The sequence below is a fragment of the Thalassospira sp. MCCC 1A02491 genome, from assembly GCF_001613785.1.
GTDB lineage: Bacteria > Pseudomonadota > Alphaproteobacteria > Rhodospirillales > Thalassospiraceae > Thalassospira > Thalassospira povalilytica.
Genome location: NZ_LPVX01000012.1, coordinates 124,827 through 146,763 on the forward strand (window position 1 = coordinate 124,827; position 21,937 = coordinate 146,763).

At 54.2% G+C, this 21,937-nt stretch carries 20 protein-coding genes; 10 read left to right on the forward strand and 10 right to left on the reverse strand.

The features are described 5' to 3' along the window. Window positions 1–74: 74 nt before the first annotated feature. Window positions 75–3,557 carry an indolepyruvate ferredoxin oxidoreductase family protein gene (locus tag AUQ42_RS05745; RefSeq protein WP_068518141.1) on the forward strand — a complete coding sequence of 1,161 codons (3,483 nt, stop codon included), beginning with the start codon at window positions 75–77 and terminating at the stop codon, window positions 3,555–3,557. A gap of 57 nt (window positions 3,558–3,614) precedes the next feature. Here AUQ42_RS05745 and AUQ42_RS05750 read toward each other — a convergent pair whose 3' ends face one another. Further along, a complete protein-coding gene (locus AUQ42_RS05750) occupies window positions 3,615–3,986 on the reverse strand; it encodes an MmcB family DNA repair protein (protein ID WP_231856692.1) in 372 nt (123 codons plus the stop codon). Between the two features lie 3 nt (window positions 3,987–3,989). Here AUQ42_RS05750 and AUQ42_RS05755 point away from each other — a divergent pair, with 3 nt between their 5' ends. The 3 genes from AUQ42_RS05755 to AUQ42_RS05765 are packed head-to-tail and all read left to right on the forward strand — an operon-like array spanning window position 3,990 to window position 6,983. Continuing rightward, window positions 3,990–5,588 (forward strand): hypothetical protein, encoded by a 1,599-nt coding sequence (locus tag AUQ42_RS05755; RefSeq protein ID WP_197460797.1) that lies wholly within the window; start codon window positions 3,990–3,992, stop codon window positions 5,586–5,588. 1 nt (window position 5,589) lies between these two features. Continuing rightward, a complete protein-coding gene (locus tag AUQ42_RS05760) occupies window positions 5,590–6,588 on the forward strand; it encodes a glycosyltransferase (RefSeq protein WP_068518286.1) in 999 nt (332 codons plus the stop codon). Continuing rightward, window positions 6,585–6,983, forward strand: a complete 399-nt coding sequence (locus AUQ42_RS05765) for a GtrA family protein (protein ID WP_068518144.1) — start codon at window positions 6,585–6,587, stop codon at window positions 6,981–6,983. The genes AUQ42_RS05760 and AUQ42_RS05765 overlap by 4 nt, the downstream gene beginning before the upstream one ends. Window positions 6,984–7,028: 45 nt before the next feature. On the opposite strand, the gene AUQ42_RS05770 is transcribed toward AUQ42_RS05765, so the two are convergent. From AUQ42_RS05770 to AUQ42_RS05780, 3 genes are all read right to left on the reverse strand, one after another. Continuing rightward, window positions 7,029–7,274, reverse strand: coding sequence for a DUF2312 domain-containing protein (locus AUQ42_RS05770; protein ID WP_007090950.1), 246 nt, complete (start codon window positions 7,272–7,274; stop codon window positions 7,029–7,031). A gap of 100 nt (window positions 7,275–7,374) precedes the next feature. Further along, window positions 7,375–8,544, reverse strand: coding sequence for a carboxylate-amine ligase (locus tag AUQ42_RS05775; protein WP_068518145.1), 1,170 nt, complete (start codon window positions 8,542–8,544; stop codon window positions 7,375–7,377). Between the two features lies 1 nt (window position 8,545). Further along, entirely contained in the window at window positions 8,546–9,346 is an 801-nt protein-coding gene (locus AUQ42_RS05780; RefSeq protein WP_068518146.1) for an N-formylglutamate amidohydrolase, read from the reverse strand. A gap of 275 nt (window positions 9,347–9,621) precedes the next feature. On the opposite strand from AUQ42_RS05780, the gene AUQ42_RS05785 reads away from it, so the two are divergent. Next, on the forward strand, window positions 9,622–10,371 hold the full coding sequence (locus tag AUQ42_RS05785) for a FadR/GntR family transcriptional regulator (RefSeq protein ID WP_068518147.1): 750 nt from the start codon (window positions 9,622–9,624) through the stop codon (window positions 10,369–10,371). A 56-nt stretch (window positions 10,372–10,427) separates the two neighbouring features. Continuing rightward, window positions 10,428–11,690, forward strand: coding sequence for a glycerate kinase (locus tag AUQ42_RS05790; protein ID WP_082817754.1), 1,263 nt, complete (start codon window positions 10,428–10,430; stop codon window positions 11,688–11,690). A gap of 19 nt (window positions 11,691–11,709) precedes the next feature. Here the strand turns inward: AUQ42_RS05790 and otnI are convergent, their stop codons facing one another. Together otnI and gcvA are read right to left on the reverse strand one after the other, a co-directional pair. Continuing rightward, a complete protein-coding gene (otnI, locus tag AUQ42_RS05795; RefSeq protein WP_068518149.1) occupies window positions 11,710–12,501 on the reverse strand; it encodes a 2-oxo-tetronate isomerase in 792 nt (263 codons plus the stop codon). Window positions 12,502–12,582: 81 nt separating this feature from the next. Next, window positions 12,583–13,476, reverse strand: coding sequence for a transcriptional regulator GcvA (gcvA, locus tag AUQ42_RS05800; protein ID WP_068518150.1), 894 nt, complete (start codon window positions 13,474–13,476; stop codon window positions 12,583–12,585). A gap of 124 nt (window positions 13,477–13,600) precedes the next feature. On the opposite strand from gcvA, the gene AUQ42_RS05805 reads away from it, so the two are divergent. After that, a complete protein-coding gene (locus AUQ42_RS05805; protein WP_068518151.1) occupies window positions 13,601–14,290 on the forward strand; it encodes an FMN-dependent NADH-azoreductase in 690 nt (229 codons plus the stop codon). A 64-nt stretch (window positions 14,291–14,354) separates the two neighbouring features. Here the strand turns inward: AUQ42_RS05805 and AUQ42_RS05810 are convergent, their stop codons facing one another. Further along, complete coding sequence (locus tag AUQ42_RS05810) at window positions 14,355–15,647, reverse strand: NAD(P)/FAD-dependent oxidoreductase (protein ID WP_068518287.1); 1,293 nt, start codon at window positions 15,645–15,647, stop codon at window positions 14,355–14,357. Window positions 15,648–15,838: 191 nt separating this feature from the next. Here AUQ42_RS05810 and AUQ42_RS05815 point away from each other — a divergent pair, with 191 nt between their 5' ends. Next, on the forward strand, window positions 15,839–16,267 hold the full coding sequence (locus AUQ42_RS05815) for an HIT family protein (protein ID WP_068518152.1): 429 nt from the start codon (window positions 15,839–15,841) through the stop codon (window positions 16,265–16,267). A 91-nt stretch (window positions 16,268–16,358) separates the two neighbouring features. After that, entirely contained in the window at window positions 16,359–17,714 is a 1,356-nt protein-coding gene (hemN, locus tag AUQ42_RS05820) for an oxygen-independent coproporphyrinogen III oxidase (protein ID WP_068518153.1), read from the forward strand. Between the two features lie 61 nt (window positions 17,715–17,775). Here the strand turns inward: hemN and AUQ42_RS05825 are convergent, their stop codons facing one another. Both AUQ42_RS05825 and AUQ42_RS05830 read right to left on the reverse strand, forming a co-directional pair. Further along, window positions 17,776–18,600: an aldo/keto reductase gene (locus AUQ42_RS05825; protein ID WP_068518154.1), complete on the reverse strand. Its 825-nt coding sequence runs from the start codon at window positions 18,598–18,600 to the stop codon at window positions 17,776–17,778. A 93-nt stretch (window positions 18,601–18,693) separates the two neighbouring features. Continuing rightward, on the reverse strand, window positions 18,694–19,878 hold the full coding sequence (locus AUQ42_RS05830) for an MFS transporter (protein WP_068518155.1): 1,185 nt from the start codon (window positions 19,876–19,878) through the stop codon (window positions 18,694–18,696). A gap of 148 nt (window positions 19,879–20,026) precedes the next feature. Here AUQ42_RS05830 and AUQ42_RS05835 point away from each other — a divergent pair, with 148 nt between their 5' ends. Then, window positions 20,027–20,938 carry a LysR family transcriptional regulator gene (locus tag AUQ42_RS05835; RefSeq protein ID WP_068518156.1) on the forward strand — a complete coding sequence of 304 codons (912 nt, stop codon included), beginning with the start codon at window positions 20,027–20,029 and terminating at the stop codon, window positions 20,936–20,938. On the opposite strand, the gene AUQ42_RS05840 is transcribed toward AUQ42_RS05835, so the two are convergent. Beyond that, entirely contained in the window at window positions 20,930–21,880 is a 951-nt protein-coding gene (locus AUQ42_RS05840) for an EamA family transporter (protein ID WP_068518157.1), read from the reverse strand. The two genes, AUQ42_RS05835 and AUQ42_RS05840, sit on opposite strands and share 9 nt — an antisense overlap. Between the last annotated feature and the right edge of the window lie 57 nt (window positions 21,881–21,937).

Consider the following 21,937-nt stretch of genomic DNA (forward strand, 5'->3'; position numbering starts at 1 on the left):
ATCCCATATAATAAAATGCAGTGCGTAAGACCCGAATGACCCGAATATCAGAGAGATCCCAAGGGAGACCGGTCATGGCACAATTGGCGGCAATCAGTCTGGACGACAAATATACCCTGGAAGAAGGTCGGGTTTACCTGACAGGTATTCAGGCCCTGGTACGCCTGCCCCTGATGCAGCGCCAGCTTGACGCGCGCGCCGGGTTGAATACGGCAGGCTGTATTTCGGGATATCGCGGATCGCCGCTGGGCGGACTGGATCAGCAGCTTTGGCGGGCCAAGAAGTTCTTGACCAAACAACAGATCGAATTTCAGGCCGGAGTAAACGAAGACCTTGCCGCAACCGTCGTCTGGGGCAGCCAGCAGGTCAATATGTACAAGGACGCTAAATATGATGGCGTCTTTGGCATGTGGTACGGCAAGGGCCCGGGTGTTGACCGGTCCGGTGACGTGTTCAAACATGCCAACCATGCCGGCACATCCAAACATGGCGGTGTTCTGGTTCTGGCCGGGGATGACCATTCGTGCAAATCATCCACCCTGCCCCATCAGACCGAATATGCGTTTATTGACGCACAGATCCCGGTGCTGAACCCGTCAGGTGTGCAGGATATTCTTGATTTCGGTATTCATGGCTGGGCCATGAGCCGCTATTCCGGGTGCTGGGTCGCGATGAAAACCATCGCCGAAACCGTTGAAAGCTCGGCCGCGGTTGATGTTGCCCCGGACCGCATCACGCCCGTTATCCCGACCGATTTTGCCATGCCCGAAGGCGGGCTTCATATCCGTTGGCCCGATACGCCAAAGGAGCAGGAACACCGCCTGATGAAGTATAAGCTGTATGCCGCACTGGCATATGCGCGCGCCAACAAGCTCAATAAAACCGTGATCGACAGCCCGAATGCGCGGCTTGGCATCATTACCACCGGCAAGGCATATCTTGATGTCATGCAGGCGTTTGACGACCTTGGCATTTCCGAGGAAGACGCCGCAAAGATCGGCATCAAGGTTCTAAAGGTCGGGATGAGCTGGCCGCTCAACCGTGACGATGTACGTGAATTCGCCATGGGTCTGGAAGAAATCATCGTTGTCGAGGAAAAGCGCGCGGTGATGGAAAACCAGGTCAAGGAACAGCTTTATAACTGGCGCGAAGATGTCCGCCCGACCGTGATCGGCAAATTCGATGAAAAAGGCGAATGGATCCTGCCATCGATGGATGAACTGACCCCGGCACGTATTGCCGTGGTTCTGGCCGAACGCATCAAGCGGTTCTATGACAGTCCGGCCATTCATGAACGCATCGACTGGCTTGCCGAAAAGGAAAAGGAAATCGCCGAACCGCGCCCGGATGTGGCCCGCATTCCGTGGTTCTGCCCGGGGTGTCCGCATAACAGTTCAACCAAGGTCCCCGAAGGAAGCCGCGCGATGGCCGGTATCGGGTGCCATTACATGGTGAACTGGATGGACCGTTCGACCGAAACCTTTACCCATATGGGCGGCGAAGGTGTGACCTGGATCGGTCAGGCACCCTTTACCAATGAAAAGCACGTATTCCAGAATTTGGGCGATGGGACCTATTACCATTCCGGGTCTTTGGCCGTGCGTGCCGCCGTCGCGTCGGGTGTGAATATTACCTATAAAATCCTGTTTAACGATGCGGTCGCCATGACAGGCGGACAGCCGGTTGACGGTCCGTTGACCGTACCGCAAATCACCCGGCAAATGTATGACGAGGGTGCAAAACGCATCATCGTCCTGTCGGACGAACCTGACAAATATCCAATGGGATCGGACTTTGCGCCGGGTGTTGATATTCGCCACCGCGATGAGCTTGATAGCACCCAAAAAGAACTCCGTGAAATCGAAGGTGTTTCGATCCTGATCTTTGATCAGACCTGTGCTGCGGAAAAACGCCGTCGTCGCAAACGCAAACTGATGGTCGATCCGCCCAAGCGCGTTTTCATCAATGATCTGGTTTGCGAAGGCTGTGGCGATTGCGGTGAAAAGTCCAACTGCCTTGCAGTTGTGCCGGTCGAAACCGAATTTGGCCGCAAACGTGCGATTGACCAGTCGGCTTGTAACAAGGATTTCTCCTGTCTGAATGGTTTCTGCCCAAGCTTTGTCACCATCGAAGGCGGCTCCTTGCGCAAACCCGAAGCCGCGGCCAAGGGCGATAAATCAGGTGATGCGGTATTTGCCAGCCTGCCACGTCCGACCCTGCCCGATATCGATGATCCGTGGTCGGTCCTGATCACCGGGGTTGGTGGTACGGGTGTTGTGACTATTGGCGCGTTGCTTGGCATGGCAGCCCATATCGAAGGCAAAGGCATTGTCGGCCTTGATATGGCAGGTCTGGCGCAAAAAGGCGGTGCGGTTGTCAGTCATATCCGCTTTGCCAATGACCAGAACAAACTGCATGCCGCCCGCATTCCGGCCGGTGAAGCCAATGTGGTTCTGGGCTGTGATCTTCTGGTTGCGGCAAGTTACGAAGGCCTTGCCAAGATGCGCCGCAACTTTACACAGGCGGTGATCAACACCCATGAAACCGTCACCGGTGCCTTTACCCGCAATCCGGACTTCCAGCTCAAGACCAACGAGCATATGAAAGTCATCAATGATGCGTGTGGGGCGGATGCGGTGCATTTTGTCGAAGGCAGTGACATTGCAACCCGCCTGATGGGCAATTCGATTGCGACCAACCTGTTCATGCTGGGTGTCGCCTGGCAGCGCGGTCTGATCCCGATCAGTGAAGAAGCCCTGATGCAGGCGATCGAGCTTAACGGTGTTGGTGTGGACATGAACAAGCAGTCCTTCCACTGGGGCCGCCTTTATGCCCACGATCCCAAACGGGTAATTGATGTGGTCGGCCCGAACGAAGCCGAAGCCCATCCGATCGCAACCGAACTTTCCGACATCGTTGCCAAACGTCGGGCCTTCCTGACCGACTATCAGAATGCTGCTTATGCGGATCGGTTTGTTGCCCTGGTTGACAAGGTTGCTGCTGCTGAAAAGCGGCTTGGTGGTGGTGATGAATTGTCACGCACGGTTGCCAAATATTACTTCAAACTGATGGCTTATAAGGACGAATACGAAGTCGCGCGTCTTTACACCGATCCAAGGTTCCTTGCCAAACTGGCGAAAAACTTTACCGGTGATTACAAGATCAACTTCCACCTTGCCCCGCCGGCCATTGCAACCCAGGACCCGGAAAGCGGTCAGCTGAAAAAATCGACATATGGCCCCTGGATGATGAGTGTTTTCCGCATACTTGCGAAATTCAAATTCCTGCGCGGATCATCGCTTGATCCGTTTGGTCGCACACATGAACGCAAGATGGAACGCCAGTTGATTGCCGATTACGAGAAGCTTGTTACAGAAGTTATCGACGGCCTGACTGCGGATAACTTCCGCATTGCCAATGCGTTGCTGGCGCTTCCGGAACAAATTCGCGGTTATGGACATGTCAAGGACGCCAATATCGCCAAGGTCAAGAAACGCGAAGCCGAACTGATCGAACAGTTCCGCAACCCGCCAGAGCACCTCAAGGCAGCGGAGTAAATCCCTGCAATCGACAAAAGGCCCCGGGTATTCTCCGGGGCCTTTTGTTTATGCCGCTCAGGTCACAAACACCGCGTCACTGCCCCCGCCCTGAAGACGGGCCGCCGCCGTTTGACCAAACGAAATCAAAAGCTTTTTACGTCGCGCCGCCGAAAGTGAGGATTCCTCACATTGTCGAATAATCGCGGCTTCAAATCGATCTGCGACAATCAACCCGACATCATCAGGGATCAGATCGCGCGGAAAATCCATCGGCACGGCAAAGAAAAAGCGGTCACAATAATCAAGATAGCTTTGCCATTTCTGGTCAGCCCGGAAATCCTCGACCGAGGATTTGACTTCGACTGCCCACAATTCCCCCTTGGCCCCCAATGCCAAAACATCCAGGCGACGACCATTCCCCAACCGAAGCTCGGTCAGACAGGACATCTGATGATGATACAAAAGCCGACAGACGCCATTGGTGACTTCGGCAGTGATTTGGGGACGGGAAATCATCGGGCACATTCAGACATCAATAAAACAGATCCGATCAACACTAAAAAATTTACCTACAAATTCAATGCCATTATGTTACCCGCAATATTAATGGGGGGAGCGAGTTTTATGATCGGCAGTCTGATTGCAACACTGAAACCTTTGGGAAGATCGCAGGTGTTCTGGTGCACGCTGGGTGCCATTGTTTGCCTAGTTTGGATGGGCACATTAAAACAGGCACAGCAACCGGACTATGCCGATGCCCGGCAATATATCGGCATTGCTGTCAATCTCGCCAAATTTGGTACTGTCAGTGAAAATATCAACGCGACCGAAGAAACGATAACGCCTGCAATCTCTCGAGAGCCAGGCTATCCGCTGTTACTATCGCAAATATTGAAAATCGATGGCAGCATTGACAGTATTACCGGAGCATGCCTACCAGCCAAAGGATGCGGGACGGAGCCATACATACTGGCAAAGTGGACAAATCGGCTTCTGATTGTTGCGGCAGGCTTTGCGATGTTCTTTGCCGTTCGTGGCATTACCGGAAACCCCTTTGCCGCAATTATGGGCGGCATGCATATCTGGCTGAACCATCAGGCGCATAAAAATCATGATTATGTGATTTCTGATCCGCTGGCTCTTTTTCTCGCCAGTTTGCTTGTTTTCGCCCTCATGTGGGCTTGGAAACAAAGAAATCCGCTTTGCTGGATATTCCCCGGGGCTACATTTGTATGGCTGGCATTTACCAAAGCCATATATGTCTATTTCATCCCTGTGGCGCTGTTAGCGGGCCTTTGCTTTGTCATTTTAAGCAAAAATGCGCGGCGCTCATCTCTTGCAAAAGTTTTGGTGTTTGCAACCGTGGTGATTACACCAATTGCATTTTGGATGGACCGCAATCACGATATTTCTGGCCGATATCAGTTTACTGATGACCGCGGTGGAATTGCATTAAGTACCCGTGTTGTATTCAACGAAATGGACCTCGTTGACTACCTGGCTGCTTTCACCTACTGGACACGGGGAGCCGGAGACGGTTGGGCTGAAAGCCTCTTTCCCGAAGAGGTTGTCAAACCGTTTGAATGGTATGCTCCTGAGGGCTATTACCTGAGAGGACAACTTGGATTTGGCAAACGGGTGCAGGAAATCATAGAGACTACAAATCTGACCGCTCGAGAAGCCTACGATCAGGCCGAAGGCGAAATGAAATCCTCCATTCTGTCCCATCCCATAAAACATATGGTGACCACGCTGCCGCTGATCTATCGCGGAATTTGGATAGACGAATTTGCAGTACTTACGTTTCCTGCGTTTATCGTACTGTTGATCTGCGCGATCAAAAACCGGAATGCTCTGTTGGTTGCCGTATTATTACCATCTCTGTTTTCGTTGGTGTTTTATGCTGCATTCAGCTTGAACCTCGCCCGATACCAAATGACCGCCCTTCCCGGATTTGCCATTGCTTTCGCATTTTTCTCGACGTGGTTGGTCGCCCGGATCAAAGAACGGCGCCAGTACAAAAATGCAACCAAAACAGAAGGAAGCTGAAATGACAGCCACTAACCCGCTGAACAGTTCATCGATATACGAACATGCACGTATCGCTGTTCTGTTGCCATGCTTTAACGAAGGAAAGGCAATCACACATGTTGTTAAGTCCTTTCGCGATGTTATTCCTTCTGCTGAAATTGTTGTCATCGACAATGCCTCCAAAGATGATACCGCTGAAAAAGCCCGTGCAGCGGGTGCGACGGTCATTTCAGAGTTCCTACCAGGAAAAGGAAACGCAGTTCGTCGTGGTTTTTCCGAAGTCGAGGCCGACATCTACGTTATGGCCGATGGAGACGGAACATATGATGCAAAGGCACTTCCCGACCTTATCAATCGTCTGGTCAGTGAGCGGTTGGATATGGTAGTGGGGACACGTGCAGAGAAAGAAGAGGCAGCCTACCGTAGTGGCCATCGTATGGGAAACCGATTATTCAACTCTGTATTTGCCCGACTTTTCGGCGCTCGCTTCACTGATATTTTTTCCGGTTATCGCGTATTTTCCCGGAGGTTTGTTAAGACATTCCCCGCCATCTCGACCGGGTTTGAGATTGAAACCGAAATCTCGGTCCACGCAATCATGCTGCGTGCACCCGTTGCAGAAATCCCGACATCATATGGTGCCCGTCACGAAGGTACCGAGAGCAAACTACGTACATATCGTGATGGCACAAGAATCCTTAGTCGAATCCTTCTATTCACTGCGACGCATAAACCGTTTGTATTCTACGGTTTGATTGCCGCTGCCCTCGCTACCTTGTCGGTGCTACTGGGGCTCCCCTTGGTATTTGAATATCTAGAAACCGGCTTTGTCAGCCGCTTGCCAACGGCAGTCCTCACGGTTGGAATTATGATCTCTGCCGTTTTGAGTTTTGTTACCGGGGCCATACTGTCCAACATCGGAATTGGCCAATGGGAAGTAAAAAGGCTTTCCTATTTACTACATACAGATCGTCTCGAAGCTTTACGTACGGCTCTTGAAAATAGCGCATCAAAATGATCAGCCGCTCGACGATCAAGAAAGGAATCAAGTTCGGTATTGTCGGATCGCTAGGCTTTTTAACCGATGCAGGATTACTCTGGGTGATGACCAACATGCTAGGTCTCGATCCATACAGCGGACGACTTGTATCATTCTCCACTGCTTTACTCACAACTTGGTTGATGAACAGCAGATTTACGTTTCAAAGCACCGAACGACGTGGAAAGCGGCAGTTCACAGGCTACATTGTCGTCCAAGTCACTTCGTTTTTCATGAACTATTTTGTGTACAGTTTTCTTGTGTGGCACAACGTTGCTACACCGATCATTTCGCTGTTGTTTGCTGCAATTATTTCAATGTTCTACAGCTTCACAGCCATGAACCTCTGGGTCTTCAGAGACCGGAGGCAATAAAAAAGGGCCCTTCTGCGGGCCCTTTTCACATTGCATCTGCTGAACTCAACTCATTCCCAGTGCGCGTTTGTAAACTTCGAGGATTTCTTCCTGTTCGGTGCGCTCGTGGTCTTCCATTTTGCGCAGACGGATGATCTGGCGCAGGATTTTCACGTCATAGCCAAGGGCCTTGGCTTCGCCATAGACTTCCTTGATGTCGGCCATCAGGTTGGCCTTTTCTTCTTCGAGACGTTCGATACGCTCAACATAGCTCGCAAGCTGATCGGCTGCGATACCACCGACTTCGGTCATCAATTCTTCTCCGATGATGGATTGCACAGCGGATATCCGGTGCGCGAAATTTTCAATGCGGCGCGACGATACTCAATGCACTGGCCGCTGACAAGTGCCATCAGGACAGATTGCCTGATCCCGGCACGGTTCGTTCGATCAGACAATCTGCCACCGCCAGCAAGGCATCATTGACACTGGCCCCGCGTTCGATGGCGGCATTATAGATCTCGCGCTGACGGCGTGCACTGGTGCCGCGATGGATGATTTCGCGGGCATGTTCGACCTCGGCAACACAGCCGAAATACTCGGCATCAGGGCGGATCAGCTCAAGGATTTCCTCGACCAGATCGGCATAGGGCACGATTTCCCCGCGCCCGAAATCAATCAGTCCCGCCTTGTCCCCGGCATCACTGCCATATCGGCAGGCCCGCCAGCGGTTCTCACGCACCAGCATGTTCGAATAAATGCGCCAGCGCTGATTATTGCGCCGCAAACGATACAGCATGCGCATCACACAACGGGTAATCGATGCCACGCAAATCGCATCTTCCAGATCGGTACAAACATCGGCAATGCGCATTTCAAGCGTCGGCCAGCGATCAGAGGGCCGCAAATCCCACCAAAGCTTGGTGCCGTCTTCGATCACGCCTGCCTCGATCAGCATATCGACATGGCGACGATATTCCGCCCAAGACCCGAAAACTTCCGGAAGCCCCGTCCGTGGCAGGTTGTCAAACACCGAAAGCCGGAACGTCTGAAGACCGGTATCCCTGCCCCGCCAGAACGGGGAACTTGTCGTCAGGGCCAAAAGATGTGGCAGGAAGTAACTTACCTGCGCCATCAGTTCGATCCGAAGATCATCATCCTCGATCCCGATATGGACATGCATCCCGCAAATCAGCAACCGATCAACCACGGTACGCAGGTCACGCGCAATCGTGTTGTATCGTTCACCGTCAGTATGTTTCTGACTGTCCCATTGCGCAAACGGATGGGTCGAGGCCGCAAGCAGCGCCATGTCATATTTCGCAGCCACCCCGGACAGGGTGGAACGCATATGGACAAGTTGCGCACGGGCCTCGGCCGCACTGTTACAGACCGTACTTCCGGTTTCGATCTGACAACGCATGAATTCGCTGGAAACCTGATCGCCAAGTTCTGCCTTGGCGTCTTTCAGGAAATCGGCGGGCGGGTCCTTGGCAAGATCGCGGCTTTGGCGATCAACAAGCCAGAATTCTTCTTCGATCCCGATGGAAAATCCCGGTTCGAGCGCACTGGACCCAACCAAATCAGTCTCTCCGAATCTTGTAAAGGTTCGGGTCGGCAAGAATATCGACAAAGGCATCGCCAAGGATCTTTGCCCATTTCTCGCAACCTTCGTCAGTATCAATCAGATCCTGACGGATTTCAATCGACACACAGGGAAGCCCGCCGGCTTCGCCATGATGGTCAATGGTGTAATCGGCCATGTGCTGCCCGGAATAGGGTTCGTTATCGCCAATGGTCAGATCCGGGTTCTGTTCACGCAACTTGGCCAGAAGCGGTACCGGAATACGATCATCCTGATCCCACAAAACACCGATTTCCCACGGACGTTCAAAGCCCTGGAACACCGGGGTGAAGCTGTGGATCGCAATCAAGGCCGGAACGATTTTATGCGCGTGGAAATTGGCAATGCGTTCTTCGATCGCACCGTGATAGGGCAGGAAAATCTCGCGGATGCGTTTCATATGTTCGGTCGGCGAGACATTCTTGTTACCCGGAACAACCGTCTGATCGGCGATTTCCGGCATGCCGGTCGGATCCCAAAGTTGACGGTTGCAATCGATCACCAAACGGGAATACCCGCCAAGAACAGCCGGGCAATCGAACCGTTCAACCAGAATTTCGGTCACTTTGCGCGCACCGATATCCCAACCGATATGACGTTTGCGTTCCTCTTCGGGCAAACCAAGGGTGCCGAGACTTTTGGGAATAGCGCGCGATGCATGGTCGCAAACAAAAAGCGAATGCCCTTTGCCATTTTCGTTGAGAACTTCGAACGGGGCCGGATCATCTTGGCCCAACAGGGCCCCTGCATGGTGAGACACGCGTATTCTCCTGAAAGTCAGTATTTTGGGTAAAGGTGGCAGGTCGGGCTGAACGGTTCCAGACAGTGTGAAAACGGTGCTGGCAATCGTTCAGGCACTTGTTGAACTATCAATTTATCGCCCAAGAGACAAGATAGCCCTGCAATATCGCATCACTTCACACATCGACGCTTTGCGTCGGCCCTCAACATCCCGTAAAGTGGTATGACCATTATGGTCAGAACCCGACTTTCACCTGCGTTGGCGCCGAAGAACACGATTGGAGTAAACCCAACATGCCGTCTGCCAAATCAAGCCCGGCATCCGATAACCAGGACGCCAAACGTCCCAAACGGATTGCCGATCAGGTTGCTGATCAAATTCTTGAAAAGATTGCCGATGGTATCTTCCTGCCCGGGGACCGCCTGCCCGGTGAACGTCAGCTTGCCGAAAGCATGAAAGTCAGCCGGGTCTCGGTACGTGCGGCCCTGCAAAAACTTAAGACCCGCGGCTATTTGCGCGCGGTTCAGGGGGGCGGCACCGAAATCCTGTCATCGACCGGGATCGATATGGATACGGCGATGACCGATCTTGTGCGCGATTCGATCAATAACCTGCGCGATTTGCAGGAAATCCGCTGCACGCTTGAAACATGGGCGGCACGGCGTGCGGCCATCAATGCCAGTGACGAGGATATCAAACTGTTGCGTTTGGCCTTCCGTCAGGCCCATGACCCACGACGTGCGGCCAAATATCGCGCCGATGATGACCATCGTCTGCATATGATGATCGGACGTGCCACCGGGTCGATCATTTATTATCACGTGATGAAGATGCTTCATGACGTGTTGCAGGCTGCCCTTACTGAAATCCGTTTCAATTCAATGAGCGGCCCGTCCTTTGACCGCATGGTTCAGGACCACCATCGCGACATCATCGAAGCAATCGCCGCCCGTGACCCGGATGCCGCCGAAAAGGCGATGTCCAATCACCTTCAGGCAGTGCTTGATTTCTTTAAAACGGCTTCGGACAAACAGGCGACCTGATCGCCCCCCCGAAACAAGGCCGAAAACATCATAAAATACATTCAGGGAACCCCGATATGACGACGTCTCGCGAGAAACTTCTGGCTTTGATGGATGCGGCCCTTAAGGCGGCTGATCCCGGTGTTCAGATCCCCCGCAACATGCCATCCCCGCCCAAAGGAAAAACCATTGTCATTGGTGCTGGCAAGGCATCGGCCAACATGGCGCGCGCCTTTGAGCAGGAATGGAAAGGCGATCTTGAAGGACTTGTTGTCACGCGTTATGGCCACGCGGTTCCCTGTGAGAAGATTGAAATCGTCGAGGCATCGCACCCTGTGCCGGATGCTGCGGGCGAAGAAGCCGCGAAACGCATTCTTGAAATCGTTCAGTCGGCGGGCCCAGATGATCTGGTGGTCTGCATGATTTCGGGCGGCGGGTCGGCCCTGCTTGCCCTGCCCGGTCCGGGATTGACCCTTGATGACAAGCAATCGATCAACAAGGCATTGCTGCGCAGTGGCGCGACCATTTCGGAAATGAATTGCGTGCGCAAACATCTTTCGGCGATCAAGGGCGGACGCCTTGCCAAGGCCGCCGCACCGGCCCGCATGATAACCTATCTGGTTTCGGATGTGCCCGGCGACGATCCGGCGATCATCGCATCGGGACCGACCGTTGCCGACCCGACATCGGGTCAAGACGCGCTTGATATCATCCGCCATTACCAGATCGACATCCCCGAGGCCGCCGAAAAACTTTTGCGCAGTGCCGATGATGAAACGGTCAAACCCGATGATCCCTGCTTTGACGGGCATGAGACCGTGATGCTGTCACGCCCGCAAGACAGCCTTGAAGCCGCCGCAGAAGTGGCCCGCAAAATGGGTCTGACCCCGGTGATCCTTGGCGATGCAATCGAAGGGGAATCGCGCGAAATCGCCATCATGCATGCCGGCATCGCCCATCAGGTCGCCAATCACGGGCAACCGGTCGCCAAACCCTGTGTCCTGCTTTCGGGCGGGGAAACAACGGTAACAGTACGAAGCAAAGGCGGACGCGGCGGACGCAACAGCGAATTTTTGCTGTCGCTTCTGATCCAGTTGCGCGATCAGCCGGGGTTCAGCGCCATCGCCATTGACACCGACGGCATTGATGGCAGTGAAGACAATGCCGGTGCGATCATGGATGGCACAAGCTGGCAAAAGGCACAGAAAGCCGGTGTTGATTTGCGGCAATATCTTGCCAACAACGATGCCTATAGCGCCTTTGCACGGATTGATGATCTGATCATTACCGGCCCGACATTAACCAATGTCAACGACTTCCGGGCCATTCTGATCGAATAGCCAGCCTGACAAGACGGGCTCAGGCACCGGGTTTTGGCATCCATGGCCGAACCCAGCCAAGCCCGTCTTCGGTTTTGCCATGCGGCTTGTATTCGCAACCGATCCAGCCGTCATAGCCAATGCGATCAAGCATATAGAACAGGAACGGATAGTTCAGTTCCCCGCTATCAGGTTCATGACGGCCCGGCGCGCCGGCAACCTGCACATGGGCAATGCGATCAAGATGCTTGTCCAGGCGGGCTGCGATATTCCCGCCGACAATTTGTGCGTGATAGATATCAAATTGCAGCTTCAGGCGCGGATGACCCAGCTGTTCAAGGATCACGGCGGCCTGTTCGACGGAATTCAAAAGATATCCCGGCATATCAACCGGATTGATCGGTTCGATCAGGATATCGACCCCGGCCTGATCGGCAAGGTCGGCGGCATAAAGCAGGTTGTCGCAATAAAGACGCGCCAGTTCGCCGGAATTTTCGTTTTCCCCCATCACACCGGCCATGCAATGAAGCATCTTGCAGCCGGTTGCCGCCGCGTAATCAAGCGCCTTGACCACGGAATCGCGAAATTCGTCTTCGCGTCCCGGACGACAGGCAAGGCCGCGGTCACCGGCTTCCCAGTTGCCGGCGGGAAGATTGAACAAGACCTGTTCAAGGCCGTTATCGGTCAGCAGTGATTTGACCGTCGATAACGGCATGTCATAGGCACCGATATATTCAACCCCGACAAACCCCGCATCGGCCGCCGCCGCAAATCGTTTTTCAAACGGAAGATCGGCAAACAGAAACGAAAGATTGGCGGCAAAACGTGGCATATCGCACCTGACGGGTGAATGGAAACGGGCACGTATGGTTTCCCAACTGCCTGATCAGGTCAATGATCAATCAGCGGATTTTCAGGATGCGGTTGGCAATTGGGCGACCTGGTTTGAAATCCAGCCGGCGAATGCATCGACCTCGGCCCGGTTGGTGCCGCGTCCGGTATGCAGGAAATGATAGGGATGACCGTCCAGATGCTGATCAAAGGGCATGGTCAGAAGACCGGCATCAAGTTCATCGCGTGCCATCGCCGGACTGGCAAGAACCACACCCTGCGCGGCAATTGCGGCCTGAATGGCGTGGGTATCATCGGAAAAACTGATGCCCCCCGATGTTTTAAGCCCCTTGATCCCGTTTGCCGCAGCCCAGCGTTCCCAAGTCGGCGTCACGTCATCGGGACTAAGCCAATCAAGATGCAGCAAGGTCGCATTGCAAAGATCATCACCGCTTTGAATGCCCAACATCGGGCTGCAAAGCGGGGCAAAGGTTTCACGAAACATCGTTTGGGCAACGAGCCCCGGATATGGACCACGCCCGTATCTGATCGCGGCATCCACCGCCCCGCTGGCAAGATCAACCGCCGCAGCCGAGGTATGAAGACGCAGATGAATATCAGGATGGCGTTTCTGAAAATCAGGCAAACGGGGCAACAGCCATTTGGCCGCAAAAGACGGAAGAACCGAAACCGTCAAACCACGCGCTGTTTTGCGGCGACGAATAGCATCCACCGTATTGGCAAAGGATACAAAGCCATCACGAAGCACGGGATAAAGTTCCTGCCCGGCCTGGGTTAACACGACCTGGCGTGGTTTGCGATCAAACAGACGCACGCCCAGCGTTTCTTCCAGAAGGCGTATCTGATGGCTGATTGCCGTTGGTGTTACGGCAATCTCGCCTGCAGCTTTTTTAAAGCTTTGATGACGCGCAGCGGCTTCGAACGCGCGCAAGGCAGCAAGGGGTGGCAGAGACATATGGATGAATTCAACTCATCTATAACATGATGAATTCGATTTTGCCCGAGGCATCAAAACAAGGCAAGTCTTGGTCATCACATGATCACAGATGAAGTGATTTCATCAAGAACGGAGATACGCCATGACCAGAATTCTTCATATCGACAGCAGCGCCCGCCCCGGCCGATCCGACCAGAAACCGCACGGTTCCCACAGCCGCCGTCTGAGCGCCAAATTCATCGAACATTGGCGTTCCGCGCGACCCACTGACGAGATCATTTATCGTGATGTCGGTGCAAATCCGCCCGCACCGGTCACAGGCGACTGGGTCCATGCAGCATTTACCAAACCCGATGATCGCGAAGACTGGATGCATGACGTTCTTCGTGAAAGTGACCTTTTGGTCGATGAACTTTTGGGTGCCGACATTATTGTCGCGGGCGTTCCGATGTATAATTTCGGCATGCCCGCCCAGATGAAGGCATGGGTCGACAACATTGTGCGTGTCGGCAAAACATTCGGCTTTGACCGGTCCCGCGACGGGGTTCCCTATTGGCCGATGGTGACGGACGGCAAATCGATTGTCGTTTTGTCATCGCGTGGCGATTACGGTTATGACGCGGGTGGTCGGGTCGCGCATCTGAACTTTGTCGAAGGCGGGATTTTTACCCCGCTTGAATATATCGGCATCACGGATCAATACGGAACCGCGATTGAATATGACGAGTTCGGTGATGACCGCACCCAAAAGTCGATAGCACTGGCCGAGGCCGAGACAATCGCAATTGCCGAAAAACTGATCCGAAAACACGCGACCAAAAATGCCGCCTGAAACCCGCGACCGGGCACGGTTGATCGCCCTTGCCCGGTCCGTTCACAAGCAGCGCTGTACCAGATCATCCGGCTTTCTGTTTGGCGAGTGGCACGACCGCACGGGCATTGTCCTTGTCCAACCCGGTAATCAGACGCGCACCCTTTTTGCGGAAAAGGTAGCTCCAGACCCACTGCACCATGACCAGTGCCGGGGCCCGAATACCGATCAGGAAGTAAATATGCGCAAGCCCCCAGAACCACCAGGCAAGCCAGCCTTTCAGCTTGAATCCGTTAAGGTCAATCACCGCACGGTGGCGTCCGATCGTCGCCAGATTACCGGCATGGCTGTATTTGAATGCCGGTGTTGATCGCCCGTCCATCAGATCGAGAATACGACGCGCAACATATTTGCCCTGTTGCTTGGCCGCCGGGGCAATTCCCGGAACTGTCAAACCATCCCGCCAGGGCACATGGGCCGCATCACCGATGACAAAAACATTCTGATGGCCCGGCACGGAAAGATCGGGTTCAACAATAATTCGCCCGCCACGATCAGCGGGTTTCTGTACCCAGTCCTTAAGATCGGGCACCTGAACCCCCGCACCCCAGATCACATTGGCTGCCGGGATAAATTCGTCACCGATCTTAACCCCCTGTTCGGTGATGTCGGAAACCGGACTGCCAAGACGGACTTCAACGCCAAGACTTTCAAGGGATTGATGGGTATATTCCGACAGGCTGCGCGGAAATGCGCCAAGAAGCCGGTCGCTGCCTTCGACCAGAATGATACGGGCATCACGCGGATCAATCCGGCGGAAATCGTCGGTCAGGGCCTTTTTCGCCAGTTCGGCGATTGCACCGGCCATTTCGACCCCGGTCGGGCCACCGCCCACGACAACGAAATTGAGAAGACGGCGTTTCTGTTCTTCATCCTCGCTGTTTTCGGCACGCTCAAAAGCCAAAAGCAGGTTTTTACGGATGTCGGTGGCCTCGGTAATGTTTTTGAGCCCCGGCGCCAAAGACGCCCAATGGTCATTGCCGAAATAGGATGTGACCGCACCGGTCGCCAGGACCAGATAATCATATTCAAGATGATGATCCCCGGACAAAACACGTTGCCCGGCCAAATCGATGCCGGTGACCTCGCCCATGAAAACCGAAACATTCGGTGCGTGGCTGAAGATGCTTCGGGTTGGCCAGGCGATTTCAGCGGGCGAAAGGTCGGCTGTGGCGACCTGATATAACAGGGGCTGAAACAGGTGATGATTGCGCTTGTCAATCAGAACGACTTCGACATTCTTGCCCGCCAGTTTTTTGGCGGCACTCATTCCGCCAAATCCGGCCCCGACAATGACCACACGTTTCTGATCGGACATGCTGGCATACTCCGTTTTGTCCATAACCGGCCGGGCATGGCCCGGTCCCAGGCGAAAGCCTGGATCAGGACCTAGTGACAATATCGGGAAAGCGCAAGAAATCCAATGTGATCAACGGCACACGCAACCCAAGACAAGCAGGCACCTTGCCGCTATAAGAACGGTCTGTTGTCATCAAGATAGAGGCCCACATGAACAACGCCTTTTCGCTTCATCCCCAACTTGCCGCCGATACAACGCTGGTTACCGACGGCCCGCTTTCGCATGTGTTGTTGATGAATGATGCGCGTTATCCCTGGTTGATCCTTGTGCCCAAGCGCCCTGATCTTGTTGATTACGATGATCTGAGCCCAGAGGACCGCATCACGCTGGGCAATGAAGCCGCCGCCGTTTCACAGGTGATCAAACGCCGGTTTGATGCGCATAAGACAAATGTCGCGATGCTGGGCAACATGGTGCCGCAGCTTCATTGCCACGTTGTCGGACGGTTCAAGGATGACCCCGCATGGCCCGGCCCGATCTGGGGCGTTGGCACGGCCGAACCCTATGACGAGGAAGCCGGGCGTGACCGGCTTGCAGCATTGCGCGCCGATCTGATTTCGGCGTTCAAGCATCTTTGATCATCGATGCTCTTTGCTTGACGCACATCAAGGCAGCGCAGATTGGAATAATGCAAAAGACGGATAGAACGAATTAATCGGGATATCCGTCATGCAGCTGGCTCTTTACGAAAAATACGATCTGCGACTGCCGCGTTACACCAGCTATCCGACAGCCCCCCATTTCCATGCCGGGATCAACGGCACCGTGTTTGAAGGCTGGCTTGGGGAACTTGATCCCGCACAGCCGCTGTCGCTGTATCTGCATGTTCCCTATTGCGAAGAAATGTGCTGGTTCTGCGGATGCAATACCAAGATCACCAAACATTACAAGCCGGTCACCAGCTATGTCGGGGCCCTGCTTGGTGAAATTGAAAGCACGCTTGGCAAGCTGCCAAAGGGTAGCCGATTTGTCGTTTCCCATATCCATTTCGGCGGCGGCAGCCCGACCATCCTAAAGGCCGACGACCTGCGCACGATCATGGCTGCGATCAGCAGTCGTCTGGATCTGTTGCCTGATGCCGAAATTGCCATTGAAATGGATCCGCGCACCGCAACGACCGACTTCATGGATGCCATGGTCGAATGCGGCTTTAACCGTGCAAGCATCGGTATTCAGGATTTTCATGACGACGTCCAACGGGCAGTCAACCGCATTCAAAGCATTGATCTGGTCCGTGATGTGATTGACGGGCTTCGGGGTCGCGGGATTACGGGCATCAATGTCGATCTGATGTATGGCCTGCCCCATCAGACGATTGATACATTGCGTGACACGGTTGATCAAACCGTTTCGCTGCGCCCTGACCGGCTGTCGGTTTTCGGATATGCCCATGTGCCATGGATGAAAAAGCACCAGCAACTGATCCCGACCGAAGTTCTGCCCGACACACAGGAACGCTGGGCGCAGTATGAAGAAATCCAGAACCGGCTATCGGCCCATGGATATATCGCCATCGGGCTTGATCATTTCGCCCATGAAGCCGACAGCATGGCTGTTGCACTTCGCAATGGTGAATTGCATCGCAATTTTCAGGGTTACACAACTGATCGGGCCGAAGCCCTGATCGGGTTTGGTCCATCGGCGATTTCGTCGCTGCCGCAAGGATATGCCCAAAACGACCCGGCACTGGCGCGCTGGCAACGCAGTGTCGAGGCCGGAATGTGTGCGATTGAAAAAGGCGTGGCATTAAGCGGCGAAGACAAGCTGCGCCGCGAAATCATCAACGAATTGATGTGCAATCTTTCGGTCGATCTCGATGATATATGCGCCCGCTTTCAGACATCAGCCGATCGGTTCCGCCCGGAACTTGATCGCATCGACGCAATGAGTGCGGACAACATCGTCAAAGTTAACGGCCATAACATTACTTTGACCGAAACCGGGCGCCCGTTGGTGCGTGCAATCTGTGCGGCCTTTGATACCTATCTTGACCCTGCGCATGGGCGCCATTCACAGGCTGTCTGACCGAACATTCGCGTAAAAAAGGGGCCATTTGGCCCCTTTTTCGTTGAATGGTGCCTTGTGATCAATCCCAGTCCGGGGCCAGCCCGTCCGGGCTTACGATCCGGCCGTTTTCATCGGCAAGGTCATGGATGGCCTGCATCTGTTCACCGGTCAGTTCGAAATCAAAGATATCGAAATTCTCAACCAGGCGCTTTTCCCCGACGGTTTTTGACAGGGCGATGACGTTGTTTTGTTCAATCACCCAGCGCAACACGATCTGGGCCACGGATTTGCCCTGGTCTGCGGCAATCGCCTTAAGGGTATCGTTTTCAAACACCTTGCCATCGGCCATCGCAAAATAGCTTGTCAAAGACATGCCAAGCTTGTTCGCGGTTTCCATGACCACTGACTGATCGATAAAGGGATGATATTCGATCTGGTTGGTGACGATCGGCGCATCGGACAAGGCCACTGCTTCGGTCATCAGGGCGGTGTTAAAGTTGCTGACACCGATATGACGTACCTTGCCGGCTTTGCGTACTTCGTTCAGTGCACCAATCTGTTCGGCAAGCGGCACGTCCTTGTTTGGCCAATGCAGCAACAACAGATCGACATAGTCGGTGCGCAGCTTTTTCAGGCTTTCATCAACCGATGCGATGAAATCATCATGGCGGTAATTCGACACCCAGACCTTGGTCGTCAGGAAAATATCCTGACGCGGGACGGATGACAGTTCGATGGCTTCGCCAACGGCTGCTTCGTTCTCATAGATCTGGGCGGTATCGATATGGCGAAAACCGGTTTCCAGTGCCTTGGGCACAATCCGTTTCACGTCATCTTCGGAAATGCGAAATGTCCCAAATCCCAGTGCCGGGATGGTGGCGCCATTTGTCGTTACATGAAACATGTTTTCAAACCTCGTTGATTATGGGTCTGTCTGCGAAACATCCCGCGGATGGTTTCGTTCCGGACCCGATGAAAATTCTTTGGGAAAGGCCGGTTATTCGGCCGGTTGCAAACGGGCAATGTCACGACGGTCAAGCGACCCGCTCAGCACGGTCAGGCCAAGGGCAAGAACCACAAGAATCGCCCCGATCCACGGCGTTGCCGCCAGTCCGAGTCCGGACGCAACAACATGCCCGCCAATCCATGCGCCCAGCGCAATGCCAAGATTGAAGGCCGCAATATTGAGCGCGGATGCAACATCAACCCCACCCGGCCGGTGTTGTTTGGCAAGTTTCACTACATAAAGCTGCAAGCCCGGAACATTGGCAAATTGCAGGAAGCCAAGCGCACCAAGGGTCACAATGGTCGCAACCGGTGAAATCGCGGTAAAGCTGAACAGCACCAGCACGGCAGCCTGAAGCACGAACAGAACGGTCAGGGCGCGCACCGGATTTCGATTGGCAAGTTTGCCCCCGGCAATATTACCGATCGCAATCGCCACACCGTAAAAGATCAGGATCAGACTGACCGAAGATTCGGTAAAACCGGTAATTTCCTGCAAGATCGCCGACAGATAGGTAAAGGCCACGAACGTGCCCCCATAGCCCAGGGCTGTCATGCCATACACAATCAGCAACCGCGAACTGCCAAGCACCCGCACCTGATCACCAAGCCCGGCCGTTTCACCGCGTTTGAGGTTGCCCGGCAACAGCAACGCAATCCCGGCAAAGGAAATCACACCAAGCAGCGCAACACCCCAGAAGGTCGCGCGCCAGCCAAACATCTGCCCGATAAAGGTGCCAAGCGGCACACCGGTCACAATGGCAACGGTCAGCCCCATGAACATCATGGCAATCGCCGATGCCCGACGGTCTTCCGGAACCAGGTCGGCCGCAATGGTCGCCCCGACCGAGAAGAATACACCATGGGCAAAGGCCGAAATCACCCGCGCAACCAGAAGCAATTCATAACTCGGGCTTAGCGCGGCAACACCGTTGCCAATGATGAACAGACCCATAAGCCCCAACATCAGGGATTTACGGTTCATGCGCCCGGTCAATGCCGTCAGGACCGGGGCACCAAAAGTCACCCCAAGGGCATAAACACTGACAATCAGCCCCGCCATCGGCAGGGTTACATCAAGATCGCTTGCAACTGTCGGCAACAGGCCGACAACCACAAACTCCGTTGTTCCGATCGCATAGGCCGCGATGGTCAACGCAAACAAGGCAAGTGGCATTCAAATTCTCCTTCCGCACTTAGCGCGGATAAACAGGTTTCATCGGGGTTTCCCCGGAATTTGGTGTGACTATGCCAATCAAAACCTTGCGCGATAATCCGGATTGCGCGACAACCATATTTGAATTCAATTCAAAGACGAGGATGTATTGGACAACCGTGCGGGCGAAATGGAGACCTTTATCAAGGTCATCGAACATGGCAGCTTTTCACAAGCCGGGCGGGATTTGCACATGTCGCCATCCGCTGTCAGCAAGCTGGTCACACGGATCGAAGACCGGCTTGGCACCAGACTTCTTGTCCGTTCGACACGGCAACTGCAACTTACCCCCGAAGGCGAGATGTATTTGCGCCGCGCCCGTACCATCCTTGATCAGATTGATGAAACCGAACGCCTGATTGGTGGCGGCGGTCAGGTAGCCCCGCGCGGCAAACTGAGCATCAATGCATCCGTGGCCTTTGCCCAAGTCTTTATCATCCCCTACCTGCCCGGTTTTTTGCGGCAATATCCCGATATCGAATTGGAACTGACCCAGACAGACGGCATTGTTGATCTGCTTGAAGAGCGGGCCGATATCGCCATTCGTTCCGGCGGGCTTCCGGATTCCAGTTTGATGGCGCGCAAGCTTCTTGAAACCAAACGCAAGATCGTCGCATCCCCGGCCTATCTCGAACAGTTCGGGGTCCCGCAAACGCCTGCCGACCTTGTCGATCACAATTGCCTGCGTTTCAATTTTATCAAGGGACGCAATTTCTGGCCATTTACCGATCCGCAAACCGGACGCCAGTTCGATCAGACGATCACAGGTGACTTTCTTGGCAATAATGGCCCATTGGTCAAATCAATGTGTTTGGCCGGTATCGGCATTGCACGCATTGGCAATTTCCACGTCCATCATGCGCTTGAAAAAGGGGATCTGGTGGAAATCCTGGCCGACTGGACCAAAGACGATATTGAAGCCGTTCATGCCGTTTGGGCCGGTCACGACCATCTGGCCACACGCATCCGGGCCTTTATCGACTTTGTTGTCGATTGTGTGCGCACAAGCCCGTCACGATGATTTGCGCAGGGTCAGGATCACAATCCCGCTGACCACGATCAACCCGCCCACCATCTGGATCGGGCTGATCATCTGATCAAGGATCACCCAGCCAAACAACAATGTGGCAATCGGTTCAACATTCATCACCGACGCATTGCGCGCCATATCCAGACGCGGCACAGTGATGAACAGAACCGAAAAGGCACTGCCATAAAGGGCCACCAGAACGGCAAGCCCGATCCAGCCTGGCCCTGCCTGTGGCAAGGCCATTCCGCCCGGCAACACATCGCCCAATCCGGCAAAGATCATGGCGACAAACACCACAAGCATGGTGAACATTGAACGCACTGAACCGTTCAGTGCCGCCAGCTTGTGATCGGTCACCCAAAACGCAACCGACAGCGCCGTTGCCGCCGTCAGTGCAAAGGCAATGCCAAGCCACCATTCATCGGTGACTGTCACCCCGCCGCCGAGAATTCCCGGAAGATCAAGCGCCAGAACAAGACCGGAAAGTATGAAAAGCATCAATGCTGCCGACTTCAAGGTCGGGCGTGCCCCGCCCAATCCCCAGGTCAAAAGAGCCAGAATGATCGGAAATGTGTTGGCCGTCAGCAACGCCAGCGCCACCGGCACGCGGGCAACCGCGGAATAAAGACACAGGCTTTGCACCGTGATCATCACCCCCAGCAACACTTGCCAACGCCCAAGCCGCTTGGGCAGACGAATGGAATGATGCTGGAAAGTCACGATCGAAATCAGGATCAGCAAGGCAACGCCGGACCGGCACAAAACCGCCAGCAAAAGCCCCGTGCCGTTTTCAAATGCCAGTCGGGCGGCAACATGATTTCCGGCAAAGCTGCATGCCACAAGCGCAAGCACCATCACCGCAATTTGGCGGGGAAAAAGTGCGGGCGCACCATTCTGGCGTGTCGGGGACGAATTGGCGTTGGCGGCGGGCATTCGTAGACATCCTGACTGTTCGGGGCACCACGAATAGACCTTATGGTCATAGAAGAA

Excerpts from the sequence above, each read along its gene's own strand:
- AUQ42_RS05745 (WP_068518141.1), top strand. The coding sequence starts at position 75 with ATGGCACAATTGGCGGCAATCAGTCTGGACGACAAATATACCCTGGAA.
- AUQ42_RS05750 (WP_231856692.1), bottom strand. The coding sequence starts at position 3,986 with ATGTCCTGTCTGACCGAGCTTCGGTTGGGGAATGGTCGTCGCCTGGAT.
- AUQ42_RS05755 (WP_197460797.1), top strand. The coding sequence starts at position 3,990 with ATGATGATACAAAAGCCGACAGACGCCATTGGTGACTTCGGCAGTGAT.
- AUQ42_RS05760 (WP_068518286.1), top strand. The coding sequence starts at position 5,590 with ATGACAGCCACTAACCCGCTGAACAGTTCATCGATATACGAACATGCA.
- AUQ42_RS05765 (WP_068518144.1), top strand. The coding sequence starts at position 6,585 with ATGATCAGCCGCTCGACGATCAAGAAAGGAATCAAGTTCGGTATTGTC.
- AUQ42_RS05770 (WP_007090950.1), bottom strand. The coding sequence starts at position 7,274 with ATGACCGAAGTCGGTGGTATCGCAGCCGATCAGCTTGCGAGCTATGTT.
- AUQ42_RS05785 (WP_068518147.1), top strand. The coding sequence starts at position 9,622 with ATGCCGTCTGCCAAATCAAGCCCGGCATCCGATAACCAGGACGCCAAA.
- AUQ42_RS05790 (WP_082817754.1), top strand. The coding sequence starts at position 10,428 with ATGACGACGTCTCGCGAGAAACTTCTGGCTTTGATGGATGCGGCCCTT.
- otnI (WP_068518149.1), bottom strand. The coding sequence starts at position 12,501 with ATGCCACGTTTTGCCGCCAATCTTTCGTTTCTGTTTGCCGATCTTCCG.
- gcvA (WP_068518150.1), bottom strand. The coding sequence starts at position 13,476 with ATGTCTCTGCCACCCCTTGCTGCCTTGCGCGCGTTCGAAGCCGCTGCG.
- AUQ42_RS05805 (WP_068518151.1), top strand. The coding sequence starts at position 13,601 with ATGACCAGAATTCTTCATATCGACAGCAGCGCCCGCCCCGGCCGATCC.
- AUQ42_RS05810 (WP_068518287.1), bottom strand. The coding sequence starts at position 15,647 with ATGTCCGATCAGAAACGTGTGGTCATTGTCGGGGCCGGATTTGGCGGA.
- AUQ42_RS05815 (WP_068518152.1), top strand. The coding sequence starts at position 15,839 with ATGAACAACGCCTTTTCGCTTCATCCCCAACTTGCCGCCGATACAACG.
- hemN (WP_068518153.1), top strand. The coding sequence starts at position 16,359 with ATGCAGCTGGCTCTTTACGAAAAATACGATCTGCGACTGCCGCGTTAC.
- AUQ42_RS05825 (WP_068518154.1), bottom strand. The coding sequence starts at position 18,600 with ATGTTTCATGTAACGACAAATGGCGCCACCATCCCGGCACTGGGATTT.
- AUQ42_RS05830 (WP_068518155.1), bottom strand. The coding sequence starts at position 19,878 with ATGCCACTTGCCTTGTTTGCGTTGACCATCGCGGCCTATGCGATCGGA.
- AUQ42_RS05840 (WP_068518157.1), bottom strand. The coding sequence starts at position 21,880 with ATGCCCGCCGCCAACGCCAATTCGTCCCCGACACGCCAGAATGGTGCG.